Source organism: Micromonospora sp. NPDC049374 (assembly GCF_040677165.1).
In the GTDB taxonomy this organism is placed as follows: Bacteria; Actinomycetota; Actinomycetes; order Mycobacteriales; family Micromonosporaceae; genus Micromonospora.
The window spans coordinates 201,438-224,984 of sequence record NZ_JBFAQH010000007.1; the positions used below are offsets into that span (position 1 = coordinate 201,438).

A 23,547-nucleotide genomic window follows, 5' to 3' on the forward strand; every position below is an offset into this window, starting at 1 on the left:
AGAACACCACGCTGCACCACCGCCGGGTCCTGCACCAGCTAGCAGCGGCGACGGCCGGACCTACCGCACGGTGGCGGCGCGCGCGACGAGGTCGGCGAAGACCGCCGGGTCATCGGCGTCGACGACCGGGAAGCCAGCGCCGGGCTCCCCGACCCAGTGCATGGTGATGCCCGGGTTGTGGATTTGGTGTCCGTCGGCAAAGAACAAATGCGGGCTGCCCTGTACGTCGTCGCGGTGCCGCTGATAGTCGCGCATCATCGCGCTTCGGGCACGGCCGGTGTCGAGGGCGTCGGCGAGCCGGGAGGTATCGACGCTGGGGCACGTGTCGGCGATGTCGAGGATCTCGTGGCGTAGGGAGATGCAGCGGCTGTCGCGGAAGAACGCCATCCGCAGTGCGAGATCGAGGTCTTCGGCGGCGGCCGGGGACTGTTCCTTGGCCGCGTGCACGGCCTCGTTGGGCAGCAGGGTGGTGACCGGCCAGGTCGCGGGATCGGCCTGCCAGGGTTTGAATTCCAGGCCGGGTTCGAGCGCGCCGAGCACCGGCACCTCGGCCTCCAGGTACCGCTTGGGAATCGGGAACTGGTTGAGATCCTCCAGCAGGAACAATCGGTGATCGAGGTGCACGCGACCATCGAGACCGGCCTCGGCGCGGGCGCGTAGCAGCCGCATGATCGCAATCGTGGACCAGCCACACGCCACGTCGGTGTAGATCACGATGGTCCCGGGGGCGACATCAGGTCGCGCCACTGGTCTCCTCCTTCGGTCGGTGGGCGCGACGCCGACCGGGGCCGGCGTCACGCGAGGTGGTCGGTGGTTCAGGTGGTCACGGCGACCTTCAGCCAGCCGGGGTCACGGTCCTGGAACTCGCGGTACGCCTCCAGTACGTCGGTCATCGGTTCGTGCTCGGTGAGCAGATGGGCCGGGTCGACGGTGCCGTTGGTGACCATTCGCAGCAGCTCCGGAATGTAGCGGCGGTGATGGCAGTTGCCGCTGCGGACGGTCAGGTTCTTCATCATCGCCTCGCCGAACGGCCAGGTCGTGACGGTCTGCGGGTAGACGCCGATGACGCCGACGGTGCCCGCCTTCACCACCGCCTGCACGGCCCACTGCGCGGCGAGGCTCGGCGCGTCCCCGGGCGCCCACGCCGAGTCGGTCTCCGGAGCGACCTGCCGGACTTCCTTGTCGAACTGCTGCGCCTGCTGATCGACCTGCTCGGCCGCAGGGCCTCCGGCGGGCCGTTCGGCGTCCACGCCGACGGCGTCGATGACCTTGTCGACGCCGATGCCGCCGGTCATCTCGACGATCGTCTGCATCGGGTCCTCGGCGTTGAAGTTGACCACCTCGGCGTGCTGCGCCCGGGCCATGGCGAGCCGATCCTCCAGCCCGTCGACGGCGATGACCCGCCCCGCGCCCTGCAGGTACGCCGACAGCACGGCGAGCTGACCCACCGGCCCCGCCCCGAACACGGCCACAGTCTCACCGGGCTGGACGTCGGCCAGACGGGCCCCGAACCAGGCGGTGGGCCAGATGTCCGACAGCGTGATCGCCTGCTCGTCGCCGACCTCGGCAGGGATCGGCACCAGGCCGACGTTCGCGAACGGCACCCGGGCATACTCGGCCTGCAGGCCGTCGAAGCCACCGGCGGCCTCCGGCCCGCCGAAGAACGCGGTGCCGGCACGCCGGCCACCGGGGTTGGCGTTGTCGCGCTGCGCGAAGTACCCGGCCCGACAGTACGAGCAGTATCCGCACGCGATGGTCGATGGCCCGATCACCCGATCACCGGGCGCGAGATTGCGGACCCCCGATCCGACCTCGACGATCTCGCCCACGGCCTCGTGACCGAGGACGATTCCCGGACGCATGCCCGGCATGGTGCCCCGGATCATGTGCAGGTCGGTGCCGCAGATCGCGCTGGTGGTGATCTTCACGATCGCGTCGGTCGAGTCCTGGATCCTGGGTCAGGTACGTGGGAGAACCGGATGTCCCCGACGCCGTGCCATGTGACGGCCTTCATCGAATCTCCCTTCGTCGGCTTCACCGATCACCTACCCGGCCTCGCACGACCAAACCGTCCGGGCGTTTCCTCGGACCCCACGGGGTTACCGGGACGAGGAACGACAGGCGACCGTTGGGGGAACCGACCGGTACTGAACCGGCACTTTCTCCCGACTCCGCGACTCGGCGAACCCGCCCGCAGACCGCTCCGGCGGAGCCAGCCGCACCCGATCAACAGGGCCATCCCCGGGCAGTGGGGCAGGCCGACGAACCGAGCCGCACCTGCACCCAGACGGGCAGGGCATACGGCAGACACCAAGATCGCCGCTCTCGAAACGCCGCCCCTGCCGTTGGGGTGTGGACGCGTTGGCGGCGACCTGCCGAGCGCAGGCGGTGGCGAGGCTTGTGGACAGGGCGAGTGTTCCCGGGCGGCCGGAACGGCCGATCGCTCCTGACGGACGGTGAACAGGCGCCACGGTCACCCTCGTTCGCCCGGGCAGCCGGCCGATTGCCCGCTGTCATCGCCCAGAAATCGGCCAACCGGCGACCGATGCGTATCGGCAAGCGACTGCCGGGGTAGGAGGTGTGCAAACCGCAGGAGGTCCAGATGCGCCGAATGATGGTCTTGGTTGTGGTGCTGATGCTGGCGACCGGTTGCGGGTGGCCGCGGGATGTCGGCACGACCAGAGACGATGTTCGTGGCGGCGTGTTGCGGGTGGGGGTGAGTGAGGCGCCGCCGTGGACGCGGGTCACCGACGAGGGGGCGGTGACCGGGGCCGAGGCGGAGCTGGTGCGGCGCCTGGCGCGGCGGCTCGACGCTCGGGTGGAGTGGTTTCCGGGCTCGGAGTCGGAGCTGATGGCGGCGTTGCACGGCCGGGTTCTTGATCTGGTTGTCGGTGGGCTCGACGCGAAGGCGCCGTGGACGACGCAGGCCGCATTGACCCGCTCGTACGTCACCATGCGGACGGTCGTGGCGGTGCCCACCGGCGTTTCCGCCCCAGGTGAGTTGTCCGGGGTACGGGTGGCGGTACGGGGCGGTACCGCCGAGGTGGCGGCGCTGCGCGGCGAGGACGCGCTGCCGGTGCCGGTGACGGAGGTGAGCGGTCGGGAAGGGCTGCCGGTGGTGGTGGGCCAGTGGCGACTTGCGGAACTGGGGCTGCGGGAGACCGGGCACGAACTCGCCGTCCACGACCACGTGTGGGCGGTGCCGCCGGGTGAGAACGGGTGGCAGGTCGAGGTGGAACGGTTCCTGCTGGCCCTGTCACACCCCGAGGTCGAGCAGCTGTTGGCCGACGCCGAGCGGGCGGAGGCTACCGCATGAGGGTGTACGACCGGTTCGAGCTGCCTGCGGAGAAGGCCGCGCTGCACCGGCAGGCGATCCGGCTGGAGTGGTGGACGATCGCGTTCTTCGTCGCGGCGGTCGCCCTGCTCGCGCTTACTCTCGGACAGTCGCAGGCGATGAAGGCCGCCTGGATCGAGGACATGCTCGGCCTGGTGCCGCCGGCGGCGTTCCTGATCGCCGCCCGGTACCGTAACCGCCGGCCGAACGACCGGTTCCCGTACGGCTATCACCGTTCGGTCAGCGTCGCGTTCCTGGCCGGCGCGGTCGCGCTGCTCGGCCTCGGCGGCTACGTCGTCTACGACTCCCTCGTCCGGTTGCTCACCCGGGAACGCCCACCGATCGGGTTGATCGAGGTCCTCGGTCACCAGGTGTGGTTGGGCTGGGTGATGATCGCCGCGCTGTCCGTCACGATGGTGCCGGCGATCCTGCTCGGCCGGGCCAAGCAGCGCCTCGCCCAGCAGCTGCACGACAAGGTGCTCTACGCGGACGCGGAGATGAATCGTGCCGACTGGTTGACCGCCGGCGCGGCGATCCTCGGCATTCTCGGCATCGGCGCCGGGCTGTGGTGGGCCGACGCCGTCGCTGCGCTGGTCATCGGCGCGGACATCGTCCGCGACGGTCTCCGCACCTCCCGCAGCGCGGTGGCCAACCTGATGGACAACCGTCCCCGCGTCGTCGACGGCAGCCGCCCCCACCCGCTGCGGGACGACCTGCTGGCCGCCGTACTCGACCACGACTGGGTCGCCGACGCGTGGCTACGCCTCCGAGAGGAGGGCCACGTATTCGTCGGTGAACTGCTCGTCGTCCCAGTGCCCGGCACCGACCGCCTGGTCCAACGAATTGAGGACCTGGGGACTTTCGCCCGGACCTTCGACTGGCGGATGCACGACCTCATCGTCGCCCCGGCCAGTCGCATCGACGGGGTCACCGAGGGCTTGGACCCGTCCGCGACAATCGGGCCACCGCGCCCACGGGTACGCGATGAGACCTGTCAGCCGACCGAGTCTGTCTCCGCACAACCACAGTGACCGGCTGCGCCTTCAGGCCGACTACCAGCAGGAGCAGGACCAGCTTCCGAGCAAGCCGACCTGGCCGGTGTGGGCAACTGACCCGCACTCCCTGGAGGCCCAGCAACTCGGCCCAGCGGGCGGACGGAGCGTCTGGCAACCGACGAGTCCGCCAGACTGATCCAGCCCACCCAACTCGCATAGGCAAGGCTGTCGGGACGGGGCGGCAGGAAGCCTCCCACACTGATTGTGGTCACATTGGCGGTCACACGACAAGATCAAAGAGGCGTCACCAGGTGGCATTTCGTGGAATCGGGCGTCATCCCCTTCGAAGCGTTCTGCCTGTTCGGCGTACGTGCCAGTATTGGCCGGTACGTCGTGACAGAATCGTTACGATACTGGCAGTGTGGGGGTCAGGGGTTCGAGTCCCCTCGGCTCCACCATCCGCACCATTGTGCGAACCGGTGGTTGTTCATCGTGAATGCCCCCGCCCGGGTTGGGCGGGGGCATTGTCGTGTCAGCGGGAGCCTGGACACTCGTACGTCGCCTTGTGGAAAGACGGTGTCCGATCAGACTTTGAGGACGTCTACGTCGTACAGCGCTATCGACGCGTCGCGGGAGGCCAGCGTGAGATTCTCGGTGACCGCCTGCGCCACCAGCATGCGGTCGAAGGGATCGCGGTGATGCGGTGGTAGGCGTCCGGCGGTGATGGCGTGGGCGTGTGTCACCGGAAGTTCTCGAAAGCCCATGTCCCGTACCCGCTCGGTGAGGTCAGCGGGGCCTGCGAGTTTTCCTGCCTGCTGTTTGATGGTGATCTCCCAGAGGCTGACCGGGGAGAGGAAAATGTCCGGGTCGTGGCGTAGCCGGTCGAGGAGTTCGATGCCGAGGGTGGCGTCGCCGGTGATAGCCCACAGCGCGACGTGCGTGTCCAGCAGCAGGGTCATGTGCCGATGCCGAAGTCGGCGGCGATCTCAGCGTTGGTTTGGGGTGAGTCCCAGTCCCCGGAGAGGTCCAGTTGCCCGGCGAGGGAGCCGATAGCAGTGCGATTTGCCCGCCGCACCAGCGGCACGACCTTTGCCACCGGGGTGCCGGCCCGGTCGATGATGATCTCCTCGCCGCGCTCTACGCGTTCGATGATGCGCGACAGGTGGGTCTTGGCGTCATGCATGTTGTAGTGCACGGCTTCAGCCGACATGACTCACCCCCCTGGTTAGCTAGGGACTTAGTCTACATGGCTGGAGTCGTCACGAGCGGCACCGCGTCAACCTTGGCGAGGTCGCCGGCGCCGGGTGGCGGGAAGGCCAGCGGGCCGTTCTCCATGCCCGGATCGCGAAGGCGTCCGCGACGAGTACGGCCTGCCTGCCATGGACAAGGACCAGCCTCGCGTGTCCGGGTCAGGCAGGACGTTCGTTCAGGGGAGGGTGAAGTCCAGTCGGGTGACCTGGTCGGTGATCACGGTCGCGGTCCGCGGTGCGCTGTTCCGCTCGCCGGTGCTTACCGTGATTTCGTAGCGGCCGGGTGGAAGTCGCCACTCGTACCGGCCGGTGTTCCCGGTCAGGACACCGATCTCGGGGATCGCCGGCGCCGGCTCGTCGAGGGCGGTGACCTGCACGGACGCCTGACGTACCGGTTCACCCGCCGGGGTGGTGACGGTGCCGGTAACGGTTCCGGCCGGGCTGGTGCGACCCGGTGGGGGCGGCGGCCCGTCGTCGGAGACCGGGTCGTCTCCGCCGAACACCAGCAGGCTCGCCCCGATCAGCAACGGCGTGGCGATCAGGAGGGCGAGCACCCCGAGGCGCGTCCTGCTCATGACTGCTTCCTCACGTGCGATGACGGACAGTAGCTGGGACGTGCTCAGGGTGACACCGGTTCCCGTGCGGGTGGGCGGCATGTCGCACGCCCACCCGCACGCAGCCAGGGTCAGCTGTTGCGCCAGGTGATGAGGTTGTTGAAGACGCTCTCGGTGATGCGGGTGCCGTGGTTGTTTGTGGAGTGTGGCGAGGAGCCGTGCAGGCCGTACGCGTGAATCGCCATCACGCACTGCCCGACACAGTACGAACTGCCGGCGGCCCGGGTCTGGTAGACCGGGCTGCCGCTCTGGCAGCCGAACGTGTCGTTCTGGTAGAACACCTGCCGGGCGTGGGTGACCGTGACGGTTTGCCCGGCGTGTCGCCACTGCTGGCCGAAGGTCTTGTCGCACGGGTAGCCGCTGACGGTGGTCGCGGTGCCGGTGAGCGTGGCGCTCTGCCACCACATGCCGAACCAGCCGGTGCTGTTGCCGGCGGCGCAGCTCAGCCGGATGGCGCCGTAGTCGTACGTCTCGTCGCCGCTCTGGGTCCAGCCGGTGACCGACAGGAGTTGGGTGGCGGTGCAGGTGCCGTACGGCGTCGACGTCCCGTTGCGGCCCGGGATGATCTGGAAGTCTGCGCGCGGGTAGAAGTTGTTGCCGCCGCCGCCGTTCTGGCCGCCGCCCGGGTGCACGCAGTGCCCGGCGGTGGCGATGATGCTCGGGCCGTAGAGCCAGCCGGTGCAGCCCCAGGTGCTGCCGTTGGTGGTGCGGACGATCTGCACGATGGCGCTGGACGGGAAGACCGTGGTCGGGTCGACCCGCACCCGGTTGTCGGTGCCGATGACGCTCTGGATGCCGATCGAGTCGCCGTCGGAGGCGGCGGGACGAGTGCCGGCATCGAACCGGCTGCCGCCCGGTCCGGCCTTGCCGGTGCCGACCGATCCGGAGGTGCCGGAACCCCGTACGCCGTCCAGACCGCGCTGCACGGTGGGCAGCGCGACGGCGGCGGGTACGGCGCCCGAGTCGGCGACCGCGCCGTGCACGTCGGCGCGGGCGGCGGTGGTCGGGGCTTGGGCGGTCGACGCGGCGGTCGCCGGTGCGGCGGCGAGCGCCGACGCCAGGACGGCGGTGATCCCGATCGCGAGGATGCTCCTCGGTCGGGTTCTGCTGGGCGGTGTGGACGTCACGGGAGCCCTCCTCATCGAAGCTGGACGCTTCCGATGGGCAAGCTATATCGACCAGGTTGATCCACACTCGTGTGTGTCTGTCCATCGACACCGCTACGTTCAGTTTCGGACAGACCGCTGAACGTGATCACGCAACTGCGGTTCAGGCGGCGACTGCCTGCTCCGAGTACGCCCACAGGCGCTCCGCCGCCGCCGGAACGACCACCGGCTGGCTGGCCGGCCTCGGTGACCCGGTGGTGGCCGTGGCGCTGCGGGAGATGCACCAGCGGCCGGCCTACCAGTGGACGGTGGCGGAACTGGCCCGGGCCGCTCCGGTCTCCCGCTCGACCCTGGCCGCACGGTTCAGGGCGGTCGTGGGCCGGGCCCCGCTGGAGTATCTCACCGACTGGCGGGTGGAACTCGCCGCCAACCGCCTCCGCCGGACCCCCACTACCCCCGCGATCTTGCGCTTTCTGTCGGGGCAGATCCGCTCTTGTCCGGCATTTCGGCGACCAAAAGTGCAAGATCGGCGCGACGGGGGGGGGGTGGGGTCAGCAGACGCGGGCGGAGGTGGGGACGGCGTCGGGGCCGTCGTGTTGCACGGTGGTGAGGTTGGTGAGGGTGGTTTCGGCGATGTTGTGCAGGCCGTCCTCGGTGAAGAACGCCTGGTGCCCGGTGATCAGCACGTTGGGGAAGGTGGTGAGCCGGGCGAAGTCGTCGTCACCGAGCACCCGTTCGGAGCGGTCCTCGAAGAACAGGTCACTCTCCTCCTCGTACACATCGAGACCGAGGTAGCCGATCCGGCCGCTCTTGAGGCCATCGATCACGGCCCGGGTGTCCACCAGCGCGCCCCGGCCCGTGTTGATCAGCATGACGCCGTCGCGGAGCAGGGCGATGCGTTCGGCGTCGATCAGGTGCCGGGTGTCCGGAGTGAGCGGGCAGTGCAGGGTGACGATGTGCGACTCGGCGAGCAACTGCTCCAGCGGGACGTACTCCACCCCGGCGGCGCGGGCCGCGTCGTTCGGGTACGGGTCGCTGGCCAGCACCCGGCAACCGAAACCCGCCATGATCTGGGCGACGCAGACACCGATCCGCCCGGTGCCGACAATGCCGACCGTACGGCCGTGCAGGTCGAAGCCGAGCAGGCCGGCGAGGGCGAAGTTGTGTTCGCGTACCCGGTTGTAGGCCCGGTGGATCTTACGATTGAGGGCGAGGATCAGGCCGACGGTGTGCTCGGCCACCGCGTGTGGTGAGTACTCCGGCACCCGCACCACGGTCAGGCCCAGTTTGCGGGCGGCGACCACGTCGACATTGTTGAAACCGGCCGAGCGCAGCGCCACCACCCGGACGCCGACCTCGGCGAGCTGGTCTAGCACCTCGGCGCAGAGGTCGTCGTTGACGAAGGCGCAGACCGCGTCCGACCCCTCGGCGAGCCGGGCGGTCTGCGCGGTGAGCCTCGGCTCCAGGAAGGTCAGCTCGTGACCGGCTGCGGCGTTCGCCTCGGTGAGGAACGTCCGGTCGTACGGCTTGGTGCTGAACACTGCCACTCGCATGGGCCACCTCCACCCCCCACGCTAAGGCGGGAACACCGGTTCGGGAACAGAGCCCTGCGACCCGTCAGGTCAGCTGGGCGTCGATCTCGGCCAGTTCCTCGGCGGCCAGGTCGAGGTTGTCCACCGCGGCGATGTTCGCCTCCAACTGCGGCACGCTGCTGGCGCCGATGATGAGGCTTGTCATCCGGGGGTCGCGCAGCGCCCAGGCGAGCGCGAGCTGCGCGAGGGACTGGCCCCGACGCTGGGCGAGGGCGGCCAGCCCACGGATGGTGGCCAGCCGCTGCTCGTTCACGTCGCTCTCGTTGAGGAAGACGCTGGTGCGGACCCGGGAGTCGGCCGGGATGCCGTCGAGGTAGCGGTCGGTGAGCAGACCCTGGGCCAGCGGGCTGTAGGCGATGCAGCCGGCACCGACCCGCTCCAGCGTGTCGAGCAGCCCGTCCTGTTCGGTCCACCGGTTGAACATCGAGTACGCGGGCTGATTGATCAGCAACGGGGTGCCCAGGTCGCGCAGGATCGCCGCGGCGCGCTCGGTCTGCTCGGAGGTGTAGTTGGAGATGCCGACGTAGAGGGCCTTGCCGGAGCGGACGGCGGCGTCGAGAGCGCCCATCGTCTCCTCCAGCGGGGTGTCCGGGTCGTACCGGTGGCTGTAGAAGATGTCGACGTAGTCCTGGCCGAGGCGGCGCAGCGACTGGTCGAGCGAGGCGATCAGGTTCTTGCGGGAACCCCACTCGCCGTACGGGCCGGGCCACATCAGGTAGCCGGCCTTGCTGGAGATGATCAGCTCGTCGCGGTACGCCTTGAGGTCTGTGGCGAGCATCCGGCCGAAGTTCTCCTCGGCGGAACCGGGCGGCGGCCCGTAGTTGTTGGCCAGGTCGAAATGGGTGACGCCGAGGTCGAAGGCGCGCCGGACGATGTCCCGCTGCCGCTCGAAGGGGCGGTCCGGCCCGAAGTTGTGCCACAGACCGAGCGAGATCGCGGGCAGCCGAAGCCCGCTGGCTCCGCTGCGCCGGTAGGTCATCTGGTCATAGCGCGCGTCGGCGGCGAGGTAGGTCACGATCATGACCATAGCCCGAGGCCCGGTCGTTGGGTCGAGCTGCGGCCGTGGTGCGCCGCGACGGGTAGCGTCGACCCATGCGTTACGTGCGGCTCGACACTCCGAAGCCACTGTCCAGGATCGGCCTCGGTACGTGGCAGTTCGGTTCGCGGGAGTGGGGGTACGGCCCCGACTACGAACGGCTGGCGGCGAACATCGTCCGGCGCGCCGTCGAGCTGGGCGTGACCCTCTTCGACACCGCCGAGATCTACGGCTTCGGTCGCAGCGAACGGCTCCTCGGCGCGGCGCTGGCCGCCGACCGGGACAAGGTGGCCGTCGCCACGAAGATCCTGCCGGTGCTGCCGGTCGCGTCGGTGGTGCAGCAGCGGGCGGTGGCCTCGGCGGCTCGGCTCGGCGTCACCAGCATCGACCTCTACCAGGTGCACCAACCCAACCCGGTGGTCAGCGACCACCGGACCATGCGCGGGATGCGCGCGTTGCAGGACGTCGGCCTGGTCGCCGAGGTCGGGGTCAGCAACTACAGTCTGCGCCGCTGGCAGGTGGCGGAGACGGCGCTGGGCCGGCGGGTGCTCAGCAACCAGGTCCGCTACAGCATGCTGGACCGCAAGCCGGAGGAGGACCTTCTCCGGTACGCCGAACAGGCCGGCCGGTTGGTCATCGCGTACAGCCCGCTGGCACAGGGATTTCTCTCCGGGCGGTACGACGCCAACCATCCGCCGGTCGGCGCGATCCGCCGGGCCAACCCGTACTTCCTGCCGGAGAACCTGGAACGCGGCAGCGCCCTGATCGAGACGCTGCGCCAGGTGGCCGCCGCGCACGACGCGACGCCCAGCCAGATCGCCCTGGCGTACGTGCTGCGTCACCCGAACGTGGTGGCCATTCCCGGTGCGTCAAGCGTGGAGCAGATGGAGCGCAACGCCGCCGCCGCGGAGATCGATCTGACCGAGGACGAGTACGCCGCACTTGTCAACGCGGCCCGTGCGTTCCGACCGGTCACCGGGCTGGCCGCGATACCGAAGTTCGTCAGATCCCGGGTACGCGGCTGACCGTGCGGCCGATGTCCGCCGTACCGTCGGAGGCGTTGAACGAGATGACCCACCCGAGTCGCCGCGTTGCGCGATGCCGCTACGATGGCCCGGTTCGTTGGCGGGTTCGGCGGTAGGGACGGGCTCTGGTCCGGCGGCTCCCGCACAAGTCATCGCTCAATCGGGCGCGAGTTTCCTTCGCGGGTGGACGGATCACTATGGATACGACCGAAGACGGCTCCCTGGGAGTCCTGGTGGACCTCAGCGACGTGAGCCTCGCCGATCTGCCGGAGCTGGACGGATCGCCGTTCGCCTGCTCACTACGCCGGATCCTGGATGAGATCGACCGCCCCCAGGACGCGGTCGCCGGGTGGAATTCGGCGATGTGACCGTGCCGGCCGAGGGGCGTGGTCAGGCGGTGGTGGACCCGCCGGCAGTGGTGCGGCCGGTGCCCTTCTCCGAGTTCATCCTCAAGGTCCACAGCAGATGCAACCTGGCCTGCGACTACTGCTACATGTACGAGTTGGCGGATCGCCGCGCCCGCACCGATCCGCCGCTGATGTCCGCCGACATCTTCGACCTCACCTGCCGGCGGTTGGCCGAGCACGTCCGCGCGCACGAGCTGAGCACGGCCCGCATCGTGCTGCACGGTGGTGAGCCGTTGCTGGCCGGTGCCGCGACGCTGGCGCGGATGGCCGAGCGGCTGCGGGCGGCCGTCCACCCCACCTCCGCCCGGGTCAGTGTGCAGACCAACGGCACCCTGCTCGACGAACGGGCGCTGTCCGTGCTGGCCGACGCGGGCGTGCTGATCGGGGTCAGCCTGGATGGTGACCGGGCCGCCAACGACCGGCGTCGACGGTACGCGTCGGGACGCGGCAGCTTCGACGAGGTGGACCGGGCGTTGCGGCTGCTGGCCGAGCACCCCGGGGCGTACGCCGGCATTCTCTGCGTGGTCGACCTCGACGCCGACCCCCGGCGGACCTACGAAGCCCTGCTGGCGTACCGGCCGCCGATGGTGGATTTCCTGCTGCCGCACGCCAACTGGGAGACTCCGCCACCCGGGCCGGGGCGGGCCGCGCCAGCGGACCCGTACGGCAGGTGGCTCTGCGACGCCTTCGACGCGTGGTACGACGTGCCGGTGCGACTCACCCGGGTCCGGCTCTTCGAAGAGCTGATCAACTTGTTGCTCGGCGGGAGCAGCCGGACCGAGTCGGTGGGGTTGAGCCCGGTCGCCGCCGTCGTGGTCAACACCGACGGCGGGTACGAACAGGTCGACACGTTACGGTCCACCTATCCCGGCGCGGTCGACACCGATCTGACGGTCTTCGACCACTCCTTCGACGACGTGCTGCGTCACCCCGCCGTGGCCGTACGCCAGGCGGGCCTGTCGGCGCTTGCCGCCGACTGCCGGGCCTGTCCCGTCCACCTGGTCTGCGGCGGCGGCAACTACCCGCACCGGTACCGGGCCGGCAGTTTCCGCAATCCCTCCGTCTACTGCCGGGATCTGCGGCTGCTCATCGAGCACGTCTCGGGTCGACTGCGGGCCGACCTGACCGGCCTGCGGAGCCGGGGCCGGTGAGCGGCTACCACCGGCTGCGGCCGGCCGATCTGGAGGCGCTCGCCGCCGGCCCGGGCAGCGCCCACCTGGTGCGTACGCTGCGGGCCGGGCAGGTCAGCAAGCGGATGCTGCACCTACGCGCGGTGCTCGACCTGGCCGACCCCGAACCGACCTCGGCGTATTTCGCGCTGCTCACCGCCGCGGTACGGCGCGATCCGGCGGTGGGTCCGGAACTGCTCGCCCTGCCGCACACCGGCGCGTGGCTGGCGGTCACCCTGCGCCGGCTGCGTCAGCGGCCGGACCGCCCCACGGCGCCGGCCGCGTCCGGCCGCACCACCGCCGGTCTGGAACCGCCGTCCGGGGCGGATCACCCGGCCGAGGTCGACCTGGGCTATCTCGGCGCGCTTGCCGCGTCGGCGGCGATCCGGGCCGGCCTGGACTTCGAACTGACCCTCCCGGCACCGGAAGGCGAGGTGTTCCTGCCGTCGCTGGGCCGGGCCCGCTGCGGCGGCATCGGCCCGGTGACCGTTTCCCGGTCGGGAGACCGGGTGTGGGTGGGGTCGGTGGAGATTCCCGCGCCCGACGAGGACCTGCCGGCGGGCGCCGGCGTCGACCGCGACGGGTGGTCCGGCCTGCACCGGCTGACCAGCAGCGCCGACGGTCTCGGCGTCGAACTCTGGCTCGACGACCTCGACCCGTACCGCGACTGCCACCGCCTCTGCGCGACCGGACGGCTGGACGCGGCCGTGGTCGGGCGGTGGCAGCGGATGCTCGACGACGCCTGGCCGATCCTGGTCCGGCACCATCGTGGGCATGCGGAGGCGATCTCAGAGGGGTTGCGGACCGTGGTGCCGTTGCAGGCGGACTCGGCCAGCGCCGGGGTGAACGTCACAAGCATGGACGCGTTCGGTGCCGTCTCGATGACCCCGCCCACCGACGGTACGGCGCTGGCCCTCGGCCTGCTGCACGAGTTCCAGCACGCGAAGCTCGGTGCCACCATCGACATCGAGCCGCTGTACCACGCCGAGGACCGGCGGTACTACTACGCGCCCTGGCGGGACGATCCCCGTCCGCTCGGTGCCGCGCTGCACGGGGTCTACGCCTTCGTCGCGGTGACCGAGTTCTGGCGTACCCAACGGGCGGTGCTCCCGCCCGGCCGGAGCCGACTGGCCGAGGTGGAGTTCGCCCGTTGGCGGGACCGGGTCGCCCGGACCTGCGCCGACATTCGGGCGTACGGGCCGCTGACGGCGGCCGGTCGCCGGTTCGTGGCCGGGCTGGGTGAGGTGATCGACGGCTGGCGGGACGAGGTGGTGCCGGCCGAGGCCGCCGCGCTGGCCCGGGAGGCGGCCGACGATCACTGGACGGTGTGGCGGCTGCGTAACCGGCGGCCGGAGGCACGGCTGGTGCGGCGGCTCGCCGAGGCGTGGCGGACGGGCGCGGTCTGCCCCGCGATCACCGTTCCGGTCGCGGTGCGCCCGGCCGACGGCAGGTGGCTGAGCCGCAGCCCGCGACTGGATCTGGTCCGGCTGCGGTTGGCCGATCCGGCGCGCTTCGAGCGGCTGCGCAGCGGTGCCGAACGCCTCGCCGACGCGCTACCGGAAGCCTCGGACGGCGACCTGGCGTTGGCCGCCGGTGACCACCTCACCGCACGCGACTGGTACCGGCGGCAACTGCGGCAGCAGCCGGACCAGGTGGCGGCCTGGGGCGGCCTGACGCTCGCCGACGCTCGGCTGCCCGACGCGGACGCGGAGATGCGCGCCGACCCGGAGCTGTGCCGGGCGGTGCTGTGCGCGGTCGCGGAGTCCGGGGCGGTACCGGACCCGCTTGAGCTGTCCCGCTGGCTGGCCCCGGTGACGTGTGTGCCCGCTGCGGACGGCCCGTCACCAGATGAGTCAGCACCGGGCGACCCGCCGCTGGGCGAAGGGTTCCCGGGCGTGGCGTCGGGGACGGCTCGGCAGGGCGGGCCGCACCCGGCTGGACCGGCGCCGGTCAGGTCGGTGGCGGCTCAAGGTCGCAGTTGAGCCGGTTCGCCTCGACGAGGGCGATGGTGTTCGGGTGCTCCTCGCCGAGCACCCGACGGAACAGCGGCATGACCTGCTCCCGTAGCGACCGGGCAGCGCCGTGGTCCCCGGTGACGCTCAGGCTGGTGGCGAGATTGTTCGCCACCGCCAGCGTGTCCGGGTGCCCGGGCCCGAGAATCCGCCGGCTGCGTTCGTACGCCTCCCGGTCGCTGGTGAGGGCCTCGGCGAACTGCCGGCGACCGAACCGGCAGTTCGCCAGATTGATGTTGGCCGCCAGGGTGTATGGATGATCCGCCCCGATCCGCTCGCTGAACCGGGCGACCACCTCCTCCGAGACGTCGAAGGCGGCCTCCGCGTCGCCCGCCTTGCGCAGGAAGATCGCCAGATTGTTGGCGTACGCGAGGGTGAACAGGTGGTCCTCACCCATGTTGTCGCGGTACCAGCGGTGCACCGGCCGGGCCCGGCGCAGCGCACCCACGTCGTCGCCGATCGCCGACTCGTCGCAGGCCAGGTTCATCGCGCTGGCCTGCACGTCCGGATGGTCCGGGCCGTGCCGTCGGCGGGAACGCACCAGCACGTCCGCGCTCAGCGTGTGTGCCCGCTCCAACTCGCCGAGCTTGCGCAGGGTCACCGCGTAGTTCTTCAACGCCCGCAGCGTCTCCGGGTCCTCCTCGCCGAGTACCAGCCGGTTCGCCTCGACCGCCGCCTCCAGCACCCGACGGGACTCGACCAGGTCGCCGGTGTCGCGCAGGTCGCGGCCGTACTGGCCGGCGGAGAAGAGAGTGAACGGGTGCATCGGGCCGAGCGTCTCCCGACGCCGGGCCAGGGTGCGCTCGTTGCGGCTCAGCGCGCCGCGCAGGTCACCGACCAGGCGTAGCGAGATGGCCAGGTTGTGCGCCGCGATCAGCGCGCGGGGATGGTCCTCACCGAACACCTCCCGGGCCAGTTCCTCGGTACGGGTGTCCAACTCGCGGGCCCGTTCGAAGAAACCGAGCGCGCGCAGGTCGGCGGCGAGACTGCCGGCCGCGATCACGGTGTACTCGTGGTCCTCGCCGAGGCTGCGGCGGAGCCGGTCGTAGACGTCGCGGTCGATGTCGTAGGCGTCCTGGTAACGGGCCTCCAGGCGCAGGGCGTTGGCCAGTTGGAACCGCATCATCAGCGTCTGCGGATCATCCGGGCCGTACCGCCGGTGCCACAGCGTGATCGCCTGTTCGGCGAGCTCGGCGCAGGTGGCGAAGCCCACCCGGATCCACATGTAGCGGGCCACGTCGAGTAGCAGCTGCCGGACCTCCGGCTGGTCCGAGGTGAGGGTTCGCGACGGCAGCAGGTGCGGCCACAGCTCCGCGTAGATCGGCCAGTTCTCGGGCTTGTCGGGGTCCTTGGGGTTGGCGGCGGCCAGAATGGCGTGCACGTGCTGGCGGTTCTCGTCCTTCTCCTGCTCGGAGAGGGACTCCCGAATCAGCTCCTGCACCAGCGGGTGCATGCGCAGGCTGGTCTGGCCGGCCTCGTCGGCGCGCCCTCGGCCGCCGCCACGCACGGTGTCGATGCGGGCCAGCGCGTACCGGCCGATGTCGCGCAGCGTCCGCCCCATCAGCAGCGGATCGCGCAACGACCCGTCGTAGGAGAGCAGCACGTTGATGAACCGCTCTCCGTTGATCAGCGACATCGGGATCGGTTCGCTGGCGAAGAAGGCGCAGACCTCCAGCAGCTTCGCCGCCGCCGGATTGCGCTCCCGCAGGCTGTCCAGCGAGACCAGCCACGGCTGGGCGCCGGTCTGCTGGTAGTCGGCCGGCAGCTCGTCGGCGAGCATGTCCGGCAGGTAGCGCCGGACCCGGGTGAGGTACTGCGCGGGTGTCTCGCCGGTGGTGGCCAGCCACGCGCCGGCCTGTTCGATGGCCAGCGGCAGGTCACCGAGCCGGTCGGCGATCAGGTCGGCGTCGCCGTCCGGCAGATGCCGGGCCCGCCGCCGCAGCAGGGCGAGGCTCTCCTCCCGGTCGAAGGCACCCACCTCCAGCATCCGGGCCGACCGGGCCCAGGCGTGGTTGCGGGTGGTGACCAGGATGTGCCCGGGCCCCTGCGGGATCAGGTCGAGCAGTTCCGAGGGCTCGTCGGCGTTGTCGAGGACGAGCAGCCAACGCCGGAACGGCACGCCACGGCGCAGCACGTCGAGGACCCAGCTGACCCGCTCGCTGACGCTGCCGCTGAGCGGGGCGTCGAGTTCGGCGGCGAGCCGGTCGGCGAGCGCGCCCAGGGCGAGCCGCAGGACGCTCGGTTGCTGCGCCGAGATCCACCAGACGATGTCGTACTCGGCGCGGAACCGGTAGGCGTACTCCAGTGCGATCTGGCTCTTGCCGACGCCGCCGAGACCGTGCAGCGCCAACGGCACATGCCCGGCCTCCGAACCGGACAGCCAGTCGCGCATCTCCTCCAGCAACGGACCCCGACCGACGAACTGGACGTTGCGGGGTAGCGGCACCCGCCAGACCGGCGGCTCGTTGCCCGGGAAGCGGCGGCGTCGCTGGGCGTCCTCCGGATCGGGGGCGGGGCGGGCGGGATGGCCCAGCGCCTCCAGCAACCGGGCCGTCGCCTCCTGCTCGTTGATGCCCACCAGATCGACCGGTATGCGTTCCAGGAACAGCCCGGGAGCGCGGGAATTGTCCAGCCGCACCGGCACCAGGTAGCTGGTGCCGGTGGTGGGATCGTGGGCGGTGGCCTGGTTCCACAACTCGGCCGCGTTCGGCGACTGCATGTACTCCTGGGACAGCAGCACGACCAGCCGGGCGGCGTCGTTCAGACCGACGGTGGCCCGGTCACCGCCGGACGGGTTGGCGGGGAAGTCGACCTCCCGCATGACCGCCCGCAGGCCGGCGGCGCGAAGCTCGTCGCAGATCCACTCCGCCCAGGCCCGGTCCAGCGCCGCGTAGCTGACGAAGACGTCGGGGGCGGCACCGACGAGCCGCTGCCGCTCGAACTTGGCCAGCCAGGTCCGGCGGAGCCGGTCGTCCAACGGGGGCAGGTCCTCGACCTCGCCGTCGGTGATCGCGCGGGTCAACCGCTCGTACGCGGCGAGCAGGGTCGCCTCGTGGTGGGCCCGGTCCCCGAACGTGGCCAGGATCTCCTCGTAGGCGTAGTAGGGCTGGTAGGGGATCTCGATCTCACCCCAGTACCGGTCAGTCTCCTCGGGCGAGAGCCGGGGCAGCAGCGGGGTGAACCGCCGACGTGCCTGGTCCCGGCCGGCCTCCAGCTTGAGCTGCTCGGCGTTGTCGACGCGCATCGGCACCGGCAGGATCCGCACCGGCCGGTCGCCGCGTTGCCGGACGATCGACCGGGCCACCGCGGCGGCGCCGTCGATGCTCTGTTCGTTGAGGGTGAACGAGGTGACGACCGCGTCGGGCAGCCGCACCGTGCAGATGCCGGCGCCGTCGCTGACCCCGGTACGGCTGTCGATCAGCACGTAGTCGTAGTTCGCCCGCATGCTGGCCGCCAGCGCGTCCAGGAAGCTGTTGCCGCCGAGCTTCTCGAAGAACGCCTGCCAGTCGAAGGTGCTGACCGCCTTCGTGTACGACGGGTCCTGCCGCCCGGCGGGGAGCAGGTCCAGGAATCCGGGCCGGACGGGGCGGGCACCGCCGGTGACGTCGCGGTGCGGTGTCGGGAAGCGCCACTCCAGCGACACCGCGTGCCGCAGCACGTCGGCCGCCGTGCCGATCCAGTCCGGGTCCTCCGTCTCGTCAATCGGGCGTACGGCGGCGTCGGCGTAGTCCCGGGCCATGTCGATCACCCCGCGCGAGGTGCGCAGGTCCTTGTCGAGCAGGAACGGGTGGAAGTAGCGGTGCAGGCCGGGGGATTCCAGGTCCCAGTCCACGGCGAGCACCCGGTGACCGTTCGCGGCGAGGATCCAGGCCACGTTCGCCAGCGCCATGGTGCGTCCGGTGCCGCCCTTGTACGAGTAGAACGTGATGATCCGGCCTTCCCTGTCGGCGGCCGCCGTGACCGGGTCGCTGCTCGTCACGCTGCTCCTCCCGTTCCACGCTGGTCGTCGTCGCGCGCCCACGGGCCGTCCAGCCGTGGTGGCGAGGTGTCCGTCGACGGGGCCGGTGGCCGGTGCACCGAACCTCGGCTGAAGACCCGGTTCCGGGCGACCTCCAGCACTTCCGGAAGCTCGTCCTCGAAGGCCCGGTGGGTGATGATGTTCGACCGGTAGAGTTCGTCGTCCGAGGTGAACTCGTTGAAGATCTCCCGGCAGGCCCGGGAGAGGGTCTGCCAGTGTTCGCGGGTCTCCGGGTCGTCGCGACTGCTGGGGATGAGGACCGCGGTGGCGGCACGGTGGTCGCCCAGCGCCGCCGAGGCGTGCTCGACCAGGGCCTGCCGCCGTTGCGGCAGGCGGGTCATCCAGGCGTCGACGATCAGCACCAGGATCTGGTTGTAGCGGGCGGCCACCTCGGCACTGTGCGGCAGCCGGTCGATTTCCACCACTGTGGACTGGTAGCTGTGGTCGGCCGCGATCTCCCGGGCGTAGTCGACGAGCGGCTCCGGCATCGGCGGCCGGTACGGCGCCCACTGCAACGGGTCGTCGCCGTACACCGTGACGTGCTGGCGTATCCCGCGCATCTCGTCGCGGTTGGAGGCGGCCACCACGAAATGCACAAGCATCGGGTTGGTGGCGTCCCCGCCGGTGCCGGTGACCCGGTCGGTCCCGTTCGTGGTCTCCTCCGGGTGGAAGGCGCTGTCCACGGCCTGAAGGTCGACCGGGCGGTGCTGTTCCGGCAGGGGATTGGCCTCCACACTGGCCACGATCTGGCTGGCGAGCTCGAACAGGAAGGTGCGGTAGTCGTCGCTGTGCCGCTGTAGCCGCATCAGCTGCCGCACGCCGAGGCGCTGGTAGAGGTCACCGAGACTGTCGGAGGTGTACTGCAACGGATGGGCCACCGGGTGGATCCGCCCCGGCTGCGCGGGAATCCACATCAGCGGTTTGAGCAGCGAGGTGTCCACCCGCCGCTGGCTCTCGAACCGGGCGGTGCGCTCGGCGAAGAGCTGCCACTCCTGCCCGCACACCCGGCTCTGGAAATACCGTGGTGTCATCAGCGCGAGAAAGGACCGGCAGCTGCCGAGCGCCTCGACCAGCCGCTGCGGCCACCGTTCGCCGAGCAGGATGGTCCGGTCGACGAACCCGACCCGTTCGTCCCGGGACAGACCGGCGATCAGCCGCACCTCTGCACTGAGATCCTCGTAGAACTTCTGGACGAGTGCGTCCTCGTCGCCTCTGGCGTAGCTGAGGAAGAAGTACAGCACCGCACCTCCGCGCCTGGGACTCTGGCCATGGGGTGGCTGGGTCGTGGCTGTCGCCGGTGGGCCAGGTGCCAGCGGCCGTGGCGGCGGGAGCTTCACCGCGAGTATAGGTGTGGAAGCGGGGCGTGGCAGCCCGCTGAACTGTCGTATCCCAGGTGGCGGTGACCGGCCGACGGGGCACCGGCATCATGGGGCGATGGATTTCCCCGCGCCGCTGCGTCCGTTGGTCGCCGGCTCCACCTGGCGGCGCGGCGTGTTCCTGTTGCTCGGTGGAGTGCTCGCGCTGCCGTACGTGTTGCTCCTGGTGGCTTTCGGGCAGATGTTCGCCACGTCCGGGGTGCCCCGGCCGCTGGTCCTGGTGCTGCTGGTGCCGGCGGCCACCATCGCCGTCGTACCGGTCTTCCTCGGCGGTAGCCGCGCGCTGGAGATAGCCGCGGTCCGTGGGCTGCTCGGGGTCGACCTGCCCGAGCCGCTGCCCGGTCACCGGCTCGACCGGGAGACCCGGCTGCGCGCCGCGCTCTGGATCGGACTGCACCTGACCAGCGGCGCGCTGGTGGTGACCGCGCTGTTCAGTGCGGTGCCGATGGCGCTGGCGTTCATCGCCGCCCAGGCCGGTGTGGACGTCGGGATCACCGGTGCCGAGCGGTTCGGGCCGTTCGACGGCCGGGACAGCGGCTGGTTGACGCTCCTCGGGGTGCTCGTGCTGGTCGCGCTCGGCTACGTCGTGGCCGGGCTCGGTGCGCTTGCCGCGTCGATGGCACCGGCGCTGCTGGGACCGGCGTCGGCCGAGCGGATCGCGGCGCTGGAGGCCCGGGCCGCCCGGCTGGCCGAACGCAACCGGCTGGCCCGGGAACTGCACGACTCGGTCGGCCACGCGCTGACCGTCGCCACCCTCCAGGCCGGCGCCGCCCGCGAGGTGCTCGACGGCGACCCGGAGTTCGTCCGCCGGGCGCTGGCCGCCATCGAGGAGACCGGTCGGCGGGCGATGGACGATCTCGACCACGTGCTCGGGCTGCTCCGGGAGACCGGGGAACCACCAGTCGTCGCGCCCCAGCGGACCCTGTCCGACCTGGACGAACTGATCGCCGACACCCGGGCGGCCGGCACGTCGGTACGCAGCCGCAGCCGCGGGTCGCTGGAAGCCCTGCCGGCGGCGGTGTCCCGGGAGGGCTATCGGATCGTGCAGGAGGGGTTGACAAACGCCGCCCGGCACGGCCACGGGCCGGTGACCTTGCGGGTGGACGTGTCGCCGGACGGTCTGGAGATCGAGTTGGTAAACGCGGTGGCTCGGCCGACCTCGGATGGTGCGGCGGTGCCGGGTGGTGGGCGGGGGCTGATCGGCATGCGGGAACGGGTGCTGCTGCTCGGCGGTCGGATCACCACCGGAGTGGACGGAGGACGATGGCGGGTACGGGTGCGGCTGCCGATCGGGGCGGACGGATGAGCGTGGACGTGCTGCTCGTCGACGACGACGAACTGGTCCGGATCGGACTGCGGACCATCCTCGACGCCCAGCCGGACCTGCGGGTCGTCGCCGAGGCCGCGGACGGGGCGGAGGTGCCGCCGCTGGTCGCCCGGCACCGCCCGCAGGTGGTGCTGATGGACGTGCGGATGCCCGGGATCGACGGCATCCAGGCCACCCGACGCCTGCTGGCCACCTCCGCGGAGCCGCCCCGGGTGCTGGTCATCACCACCTTCGCCAACGACGAGTACGTCTACGACGCGCTGCGCGCCGGAGCCAGCGGTTTCCTGCTCAAGCGGGCCCGGCCGGCCGAAGTGGTGGAGGCGGTACGGGTGGTGGCGCGCGGCGAGTCGCTGCTCTTCCCGGCCGCGATCCGCCGGCTGGTCGGGGCGTACGGGCGGCGGACCGCCGACGGACTGCGGGCGGCCCGGCTCACCGAACGGGAGGCGGAGGTGCTGCGGCTGATGGCCGCCGGACTGTCCAACCCGGAGATCGCCGCCCGACTCGTGGTGGGTGTCGAGACGGTGAAGACGCACGTTGGCAACGTGCTGACGAAGCTCGGGGTGCGTGACCGCACCCAGGCGGTGATCGCCGCGTACGAGTCGGGGTTCGTCACGCCCGCCGCTTGACGTGTCCCCCACGAGGGGGAGACGGTTCACCGCCGTACGGGAGGGCAGGGCGGGCGCCCCGGCCGAGGCTGGGGTCATGACCAACGTAGCCCTACCCGAACACCGCGAGACGACCCGTCGTCCCGGCCTGCTCGCCCCACTCGCCGCCGGTTGGCTCGGGCTGTGGGGCCTGCTCGCCCTGGTGGCGGCCGGCACCGGCACCGGCTATCCGTTCGGCGTCGACGACCCGCACCGGGACTCGACCCTGCTCCGGCTGCTCCCCTCGGAGGCCGGGCCACCGTTCTTCGCCGGGATGCTGCTCACCGCCGCCGCACTGGTCCTGGTCAGTCGCAGGAGCACGCCGACCGGCCCGCTGCGGGTGCTGTTGCTCGGCTACGGCTGGGCCGTCGCGTTCGTGCTGGCCGTGGTGGTGCCCGGCGTGCAGGTGCTGGCCCTGCTCGGGTACGCACCGATGCTGCTGATCGGTGCGCCCTTCGGCTGGCCGCCTGTCGACTACGCCGACGTGTTCACCTGGGCGCTGACCGCCCGCGTCGCCGCACTGGTCGGCGGTGTGCTGTTGAGCGGGGTGCTGCTGGGGTGGCAGCGGCGTACGGCCGGTTGCTGCGTGGGGTGTGGCCGCGACGGCACCGACCGGGGTTGGACCACCCCGGCGGCCGCCGCCCGCTGGGGCCGGTGGGCCGTCTGGATCGCGGCGGTGATCCCCGTCGGGTACGCGCTGACCCGGTTCGCCTGGCTGGCCGGCATCCCGCTCGGCCTCTCCGGGGAGGAACTCGCCGAGTTGCGGGAGAGCGGCGGCGTCTGGGCGGGGTTCGGGCTGGGTGCCTTCGCCACCGTCGGCTCGGTGCTCACCCTGGGGCTGGTGCAGCGGTGGGGTGAGCGGTTCCCGCGCTGGATGGTGGGGCTGGCCGGTCGGCGGGTGCCGGTGCGGCTGGCCGTGATCCCCGCGACAGCGGTGGCGGTCCTGGCCACCGCGGCCGGCCTGAACGCGCTGAGCGTCCCCGAGTTCTGGGAGTCGGGCCGAGGGCTCAGTGCGGCCGGCGCCCCGCTGATGTTCTTCCCGCTGTGGGGGCTCGCGCTCGGCGCCGCGACGTACGCGTACCACCTGCGTCGTCGGCGTGTCTGCGGTCGCTGCCACCTGGGGTGACCGCGGGGTCCGGTCCGTCGTCCGGCACGGGGGCGGGCGGCGGACCGGGCTGTCACGGCAGGTCGCGGGCGTAGCAGACGGAGAGCGGCTCGCCCCGGTACGGCCCGAAGTTGTCGATGCGCCGGTAGCCCTCCCGTTCGTAGAAGCGCATCGCGTCGGGCTGGGCGGTGCCGGTCTCCAGCAGCAGGGTGCGTACCCCGGCGTCGCGGGCGGCCTGTTCCAGGGCGCGCAGGATGGCCGTCGCGACGCCGGTGCCCCGGGCCGGCGGGCTGACGTACATCCGTTTGATCTCGGCGGAACCGGCGACGAGGAAGCGCAAGCCGCCGCAGCCGACGGCGGTGCCGTCGGGGTCTCGGGCGATCAGGAAGACGCTCACCGTCTCGGCCGTGGGTTCCGCGCCCGGCTCGTGGTCGTCGCAGCCGTAGCGGGCGTCGAGTTCGGCCCGCTGAGCGGCGCGCAGCCGGGTGGCGTCGGTCGACTCCCAGGGTTCGCGATCGATGGAGAGCACCACGGCCC

20 protein-coding genes are annotated in these 23,547 nt (G+C 71.1%); 9 read left to right on the forward strand and 11 right to left on the reverse strand.

What is annotated here, in order from left to right:
• Window positions 1-60: 60 nt before the first annotated feature.
• Window positions 61-747, reverse strand: a complete 687-nt coding sequence (locus AB0J93_RS14670; RefSeq protein WP_363921887.1) for a DsbA family protein — start codon at window positions 745-747, stop codon at window positions 61-63.
• 68 nt (window positions 748-815) lie between these two features.
• Window positions 816-1,928: an alcohol dehydrogenase catalytic domain-containing protein gene (locus AB0J93_RS14675; protein WP_363921889.1), complete on the reverse strand. Its 1,113-nt coding sequence runs from the start codon at window positions 1,926-1,928 to the stop codon at window positions 816-818.
• Between the two features lie 683 nt (window positions 1,929-2,611).
• Here AB0J93_RS14675 and AB0J93_RS14680 point away from each other — a divergent pair.
• Together AB0J93_RS14680 and AB0J93_RS14685 are read left to right on the forward strand one after the other, a co-directional pair.
• On the forward strand, window positions 2,612-3,316 hold the full coding sequence (locus AB0J93_RS14680; protein ID WP_363921891.1) for a transporter substrate-binding domain-containing protein: 705 nt from the start codon (window positions 2,612-2,614) through the stop codon (window positions 3,314-3,316).
• Window positions 3,313-4,365 carry a cation diffusion facilitator family transporter gene (locus tag AB0J93_RS14685; protein ID WP_363921893.1) on the forward strand — a complete coding sequence of 351 codons (1,053 nt, stop codon included), beginning with the start codon at window positions 3,313-3,315 and terminating at the stop codon, window positions 4,363-4,365. The genes AB0J93_RS14680 and AB0J93_RS14685 overlap by 4 nt, the downstream gene beginning before the upstream one ends.
• Before the next feature lie 548 nt (window positions 4,366-4,913).
• Here the strand turns inward: AB0J93_RS14685 and AB0J93_RS14690 are convergent.
• From AB0J93_RS14690 to mgrA, 6 genes are all read right to left on the reverse strand, one after another.
• The gene (locus AB0J93_RS14690; protein ID WP_363921895.1) at window positions 4,914-5,288 is read right to left on the reverse strand and encodes a type II toxin-antitoxin system VapC family toxin; all 375 of its coding nucleotides are present in this window, start codon (window positions 5,286-5,288) and stop codon (window positions 4,914-4,916) included.
• A complete protein-coding gene (locus AB0J93_RS14695) occupies window positions 5,285-5,539 on the reverse strand; it encodes a type II toxin-antitoxin system prevent-host-death family antitoxin (RefSeq protein ID WP_363921897.1) in 255 nt (84 codons plus the stop codon). The genes AB0J93_RS14690 and AB0J93_RS14695 overlap by 4 nt, the downstream gene beginning before the upstream one ends.
• A 216-nt stretch (window positions 5,540-5,755) precedes the next feature.
• Complete coding sequence (locus AB0J93_RS14700) at window positions 5,756-6,154, reverse strand: carboxypeptidase-like regulatory domain-containing protein (RefSeq protein WP_363921899.1); 399 nt, start codon at window positions 6,152-6,154, stop codon at window positions 5,756-5,758.
• A 110-nt stretch (window positions 6,155-6,264) separates the two neighbouring features.
• On the reverse strand, window positions 6,265-7,320 hold the full coding sequence (locus AB0J93_RS14705) for a trypsin-like serine protease (protein ID WP_363921901.1): 1,056 nt from the start codon (window positions 7,318-7,320) through the stop codon (window positions 6,265-6,267).
• Window positions 7,321-7,850: 530 nt separating this feature from the next.
• A complete protein-coding gene (locus AB0J93_RS14710; protein WP_363921903.1) occupies window positions 7,851-8,852 on the reverse strand; it encodes a 2-hydroxyacid dehydrogenase in 1,002 nt (333 codons plus the stop codon).
• A 64-nt stretch (window positions 8,853-8,916) separates the two neighbouring features.
• Complete coding sequence (gene mgrA, locus AB0J93_RS14715) at window positions 8,917-9,912, reverse strand: L-glyceraldehyde 3-phosphate reductase (RefSeq protein WP_363921905.1); 996 nt, start codon at window positions 9,910-9,912, stop codon at window positions 8,917-8,919.
• Window positions 9,913-9,983: 71 nt separating this feature from the next.
• Here mgrA and AB0J93_RS14720 point away from each other — a divergent pair, with 71 nt between their 5' ends.
• The 4 genes from AB0J93_RS14720 (at window position 9,984) to AB0J93_RS14735 (ending at window position 14,510) form a co-directional block, all read left to right on the forward strand.
• On the forward strand, window positions 9,984-10,952 hold the full coding sequence (locus AB0J93_RS14720; protein ID WP_363921907.1) for an aldo/keto reductase: 969 nt from the start codon (window positions 9,984-9,986) through the stop codon (window positions 10,950-10,952).
• Window positions 10,953-11,149: 197 nt separating this feature from the next.
• Window positions 11,150-11,320, forward strand: coding sequence for an FxSxx-COOH cyclophane-containing RiPP peptide (gene fxsA / locus AB0J93_RS14725; protein WP_099847423.1), 171 nt, complete (start codon window positions 11,150-11,152; stop codon window positions 11,318-11,320).
• Complete coding sequence (locus AB0J93_RS14730; RefSeq protein ID WP_363921910.1) at window positions 11,302-12,510, forward strand: FxsB family cyclophane-forming radical SAM/SPASM peptide maturase; 1,209 nt, start codon at window positions 11,302-11,304, stop codon at window positions 12,508-12,510. Before fxsA ends, AB0J93_RS14730 begins: the two co-directional genes overlap by 19 nt.
• Complete coding sequence (locus AB0J93_RS14735; protein ID WP_363921912.1) at window positions 12,507-14,510, forward strand: HEXXH motif-containing putative peptide modification protein; 2,004 nt, start codon at window positions 12,507-12,509, stop codon at window positions 14,508-14,510. The genes AB0J93_RS14730 and AB0J93_RS14735 overlap by 4 nt, the downstream gene beginning before the upstream one ends.
• On the opposite strand, the gene fxsT is transcribed toward AB0J93_RS14735, so the two are convergent.
• Together fxsT and AB0J93_RS14745 are read right to left on the reverse strand one after the other, a co-directional pair.
• A complete protein-coding gene (fxsT, locus tag AB0J93_RS14740) occupies window positions 14,479-18,519 on the reverse strand; it encodes an FxSxx-COOH system tetratricopeptide repeat protein (protein ID WP_363921914.1) in 4,041 nt (1,346 codons plus the stop codon). The genes AB0J93_RS14735 and fxsT overlap by 32 nt on opposite strands.
• Complete coding sequence (locus tag AB0J93_RS14745; RefSeq protein ID WP_363921916.1) at window positions 18,516-19,799, reverse strand: TIR-like protein FxsC; 1,284 nt, start codon at window positions 19,797-19,799, stop codon at window positions 18,516-18,518. Before AB0J93_RS14745 ends, fxsT begins: the two co-directional genes overlap by 4 nt.
• Before the next feature lie 193 nt (window positions 19,800-19,992).
• On the opposite strand from AB0J93_RS14745, the gene AB0J93_RS14750 reads away from it, so the two are divergent.
• From AB0J93_RS14750 to AB0J93_RS14760, 3 genes are all read left to right on the forward strand, one after another.
• A complete protein-coding gene (locus AB0J93_RS14750; RefSeq protein WP_363921918.1) occupies window positions 19,993-21,240 on the forward strand; it encodes a histidine kinase in 1,248 nt (415 codons plus the stop codon).
• Entirely contained in the window at window positions 21,237-21,887 is a 651-nt protein-coding gene (locus tag AB0J93_RS14755; protein ID WP_363921920.1) for a response regulator transcription factor, read from the forward strand. Before AB0J93_RS14750 ends, AB0J93_RS14755 begins: the two co-directional genes overlap by 4 nt.
• 76 nt (window positions 21,888-21,963) lie before the next feature.
• Window positions 21,964-23,031, forward strand: a complete 1,068-nt coding sequence (locus tag AB0J93_RS14760) for a hypothetical protein (RefSeq protein WP_363921922.1) — start codon at window positions 21,964-21,966, stop codon at window positions 23,029-23,031.
• A 52-nt stretch (window positions 23,032-23,083) separates the two neighbouring features.
• Here AB0J93_RS14760 and AB0J93_RS14765 read toward each other — a convergent pair whose 3' ends face one another.
• A complete protein-coding gene (locus tag AB0J93_RS14765; protein ID WP_363922067.1) occupies window positions 23,084-23,539 on the reverse strand; it encodes a GNAT family N-acetyltransferase in 456 nt (151 codons plus the stop codon).
• Between the last annotated feature and the right edge of the window lie 8 nt (window positions 23,540-23,547).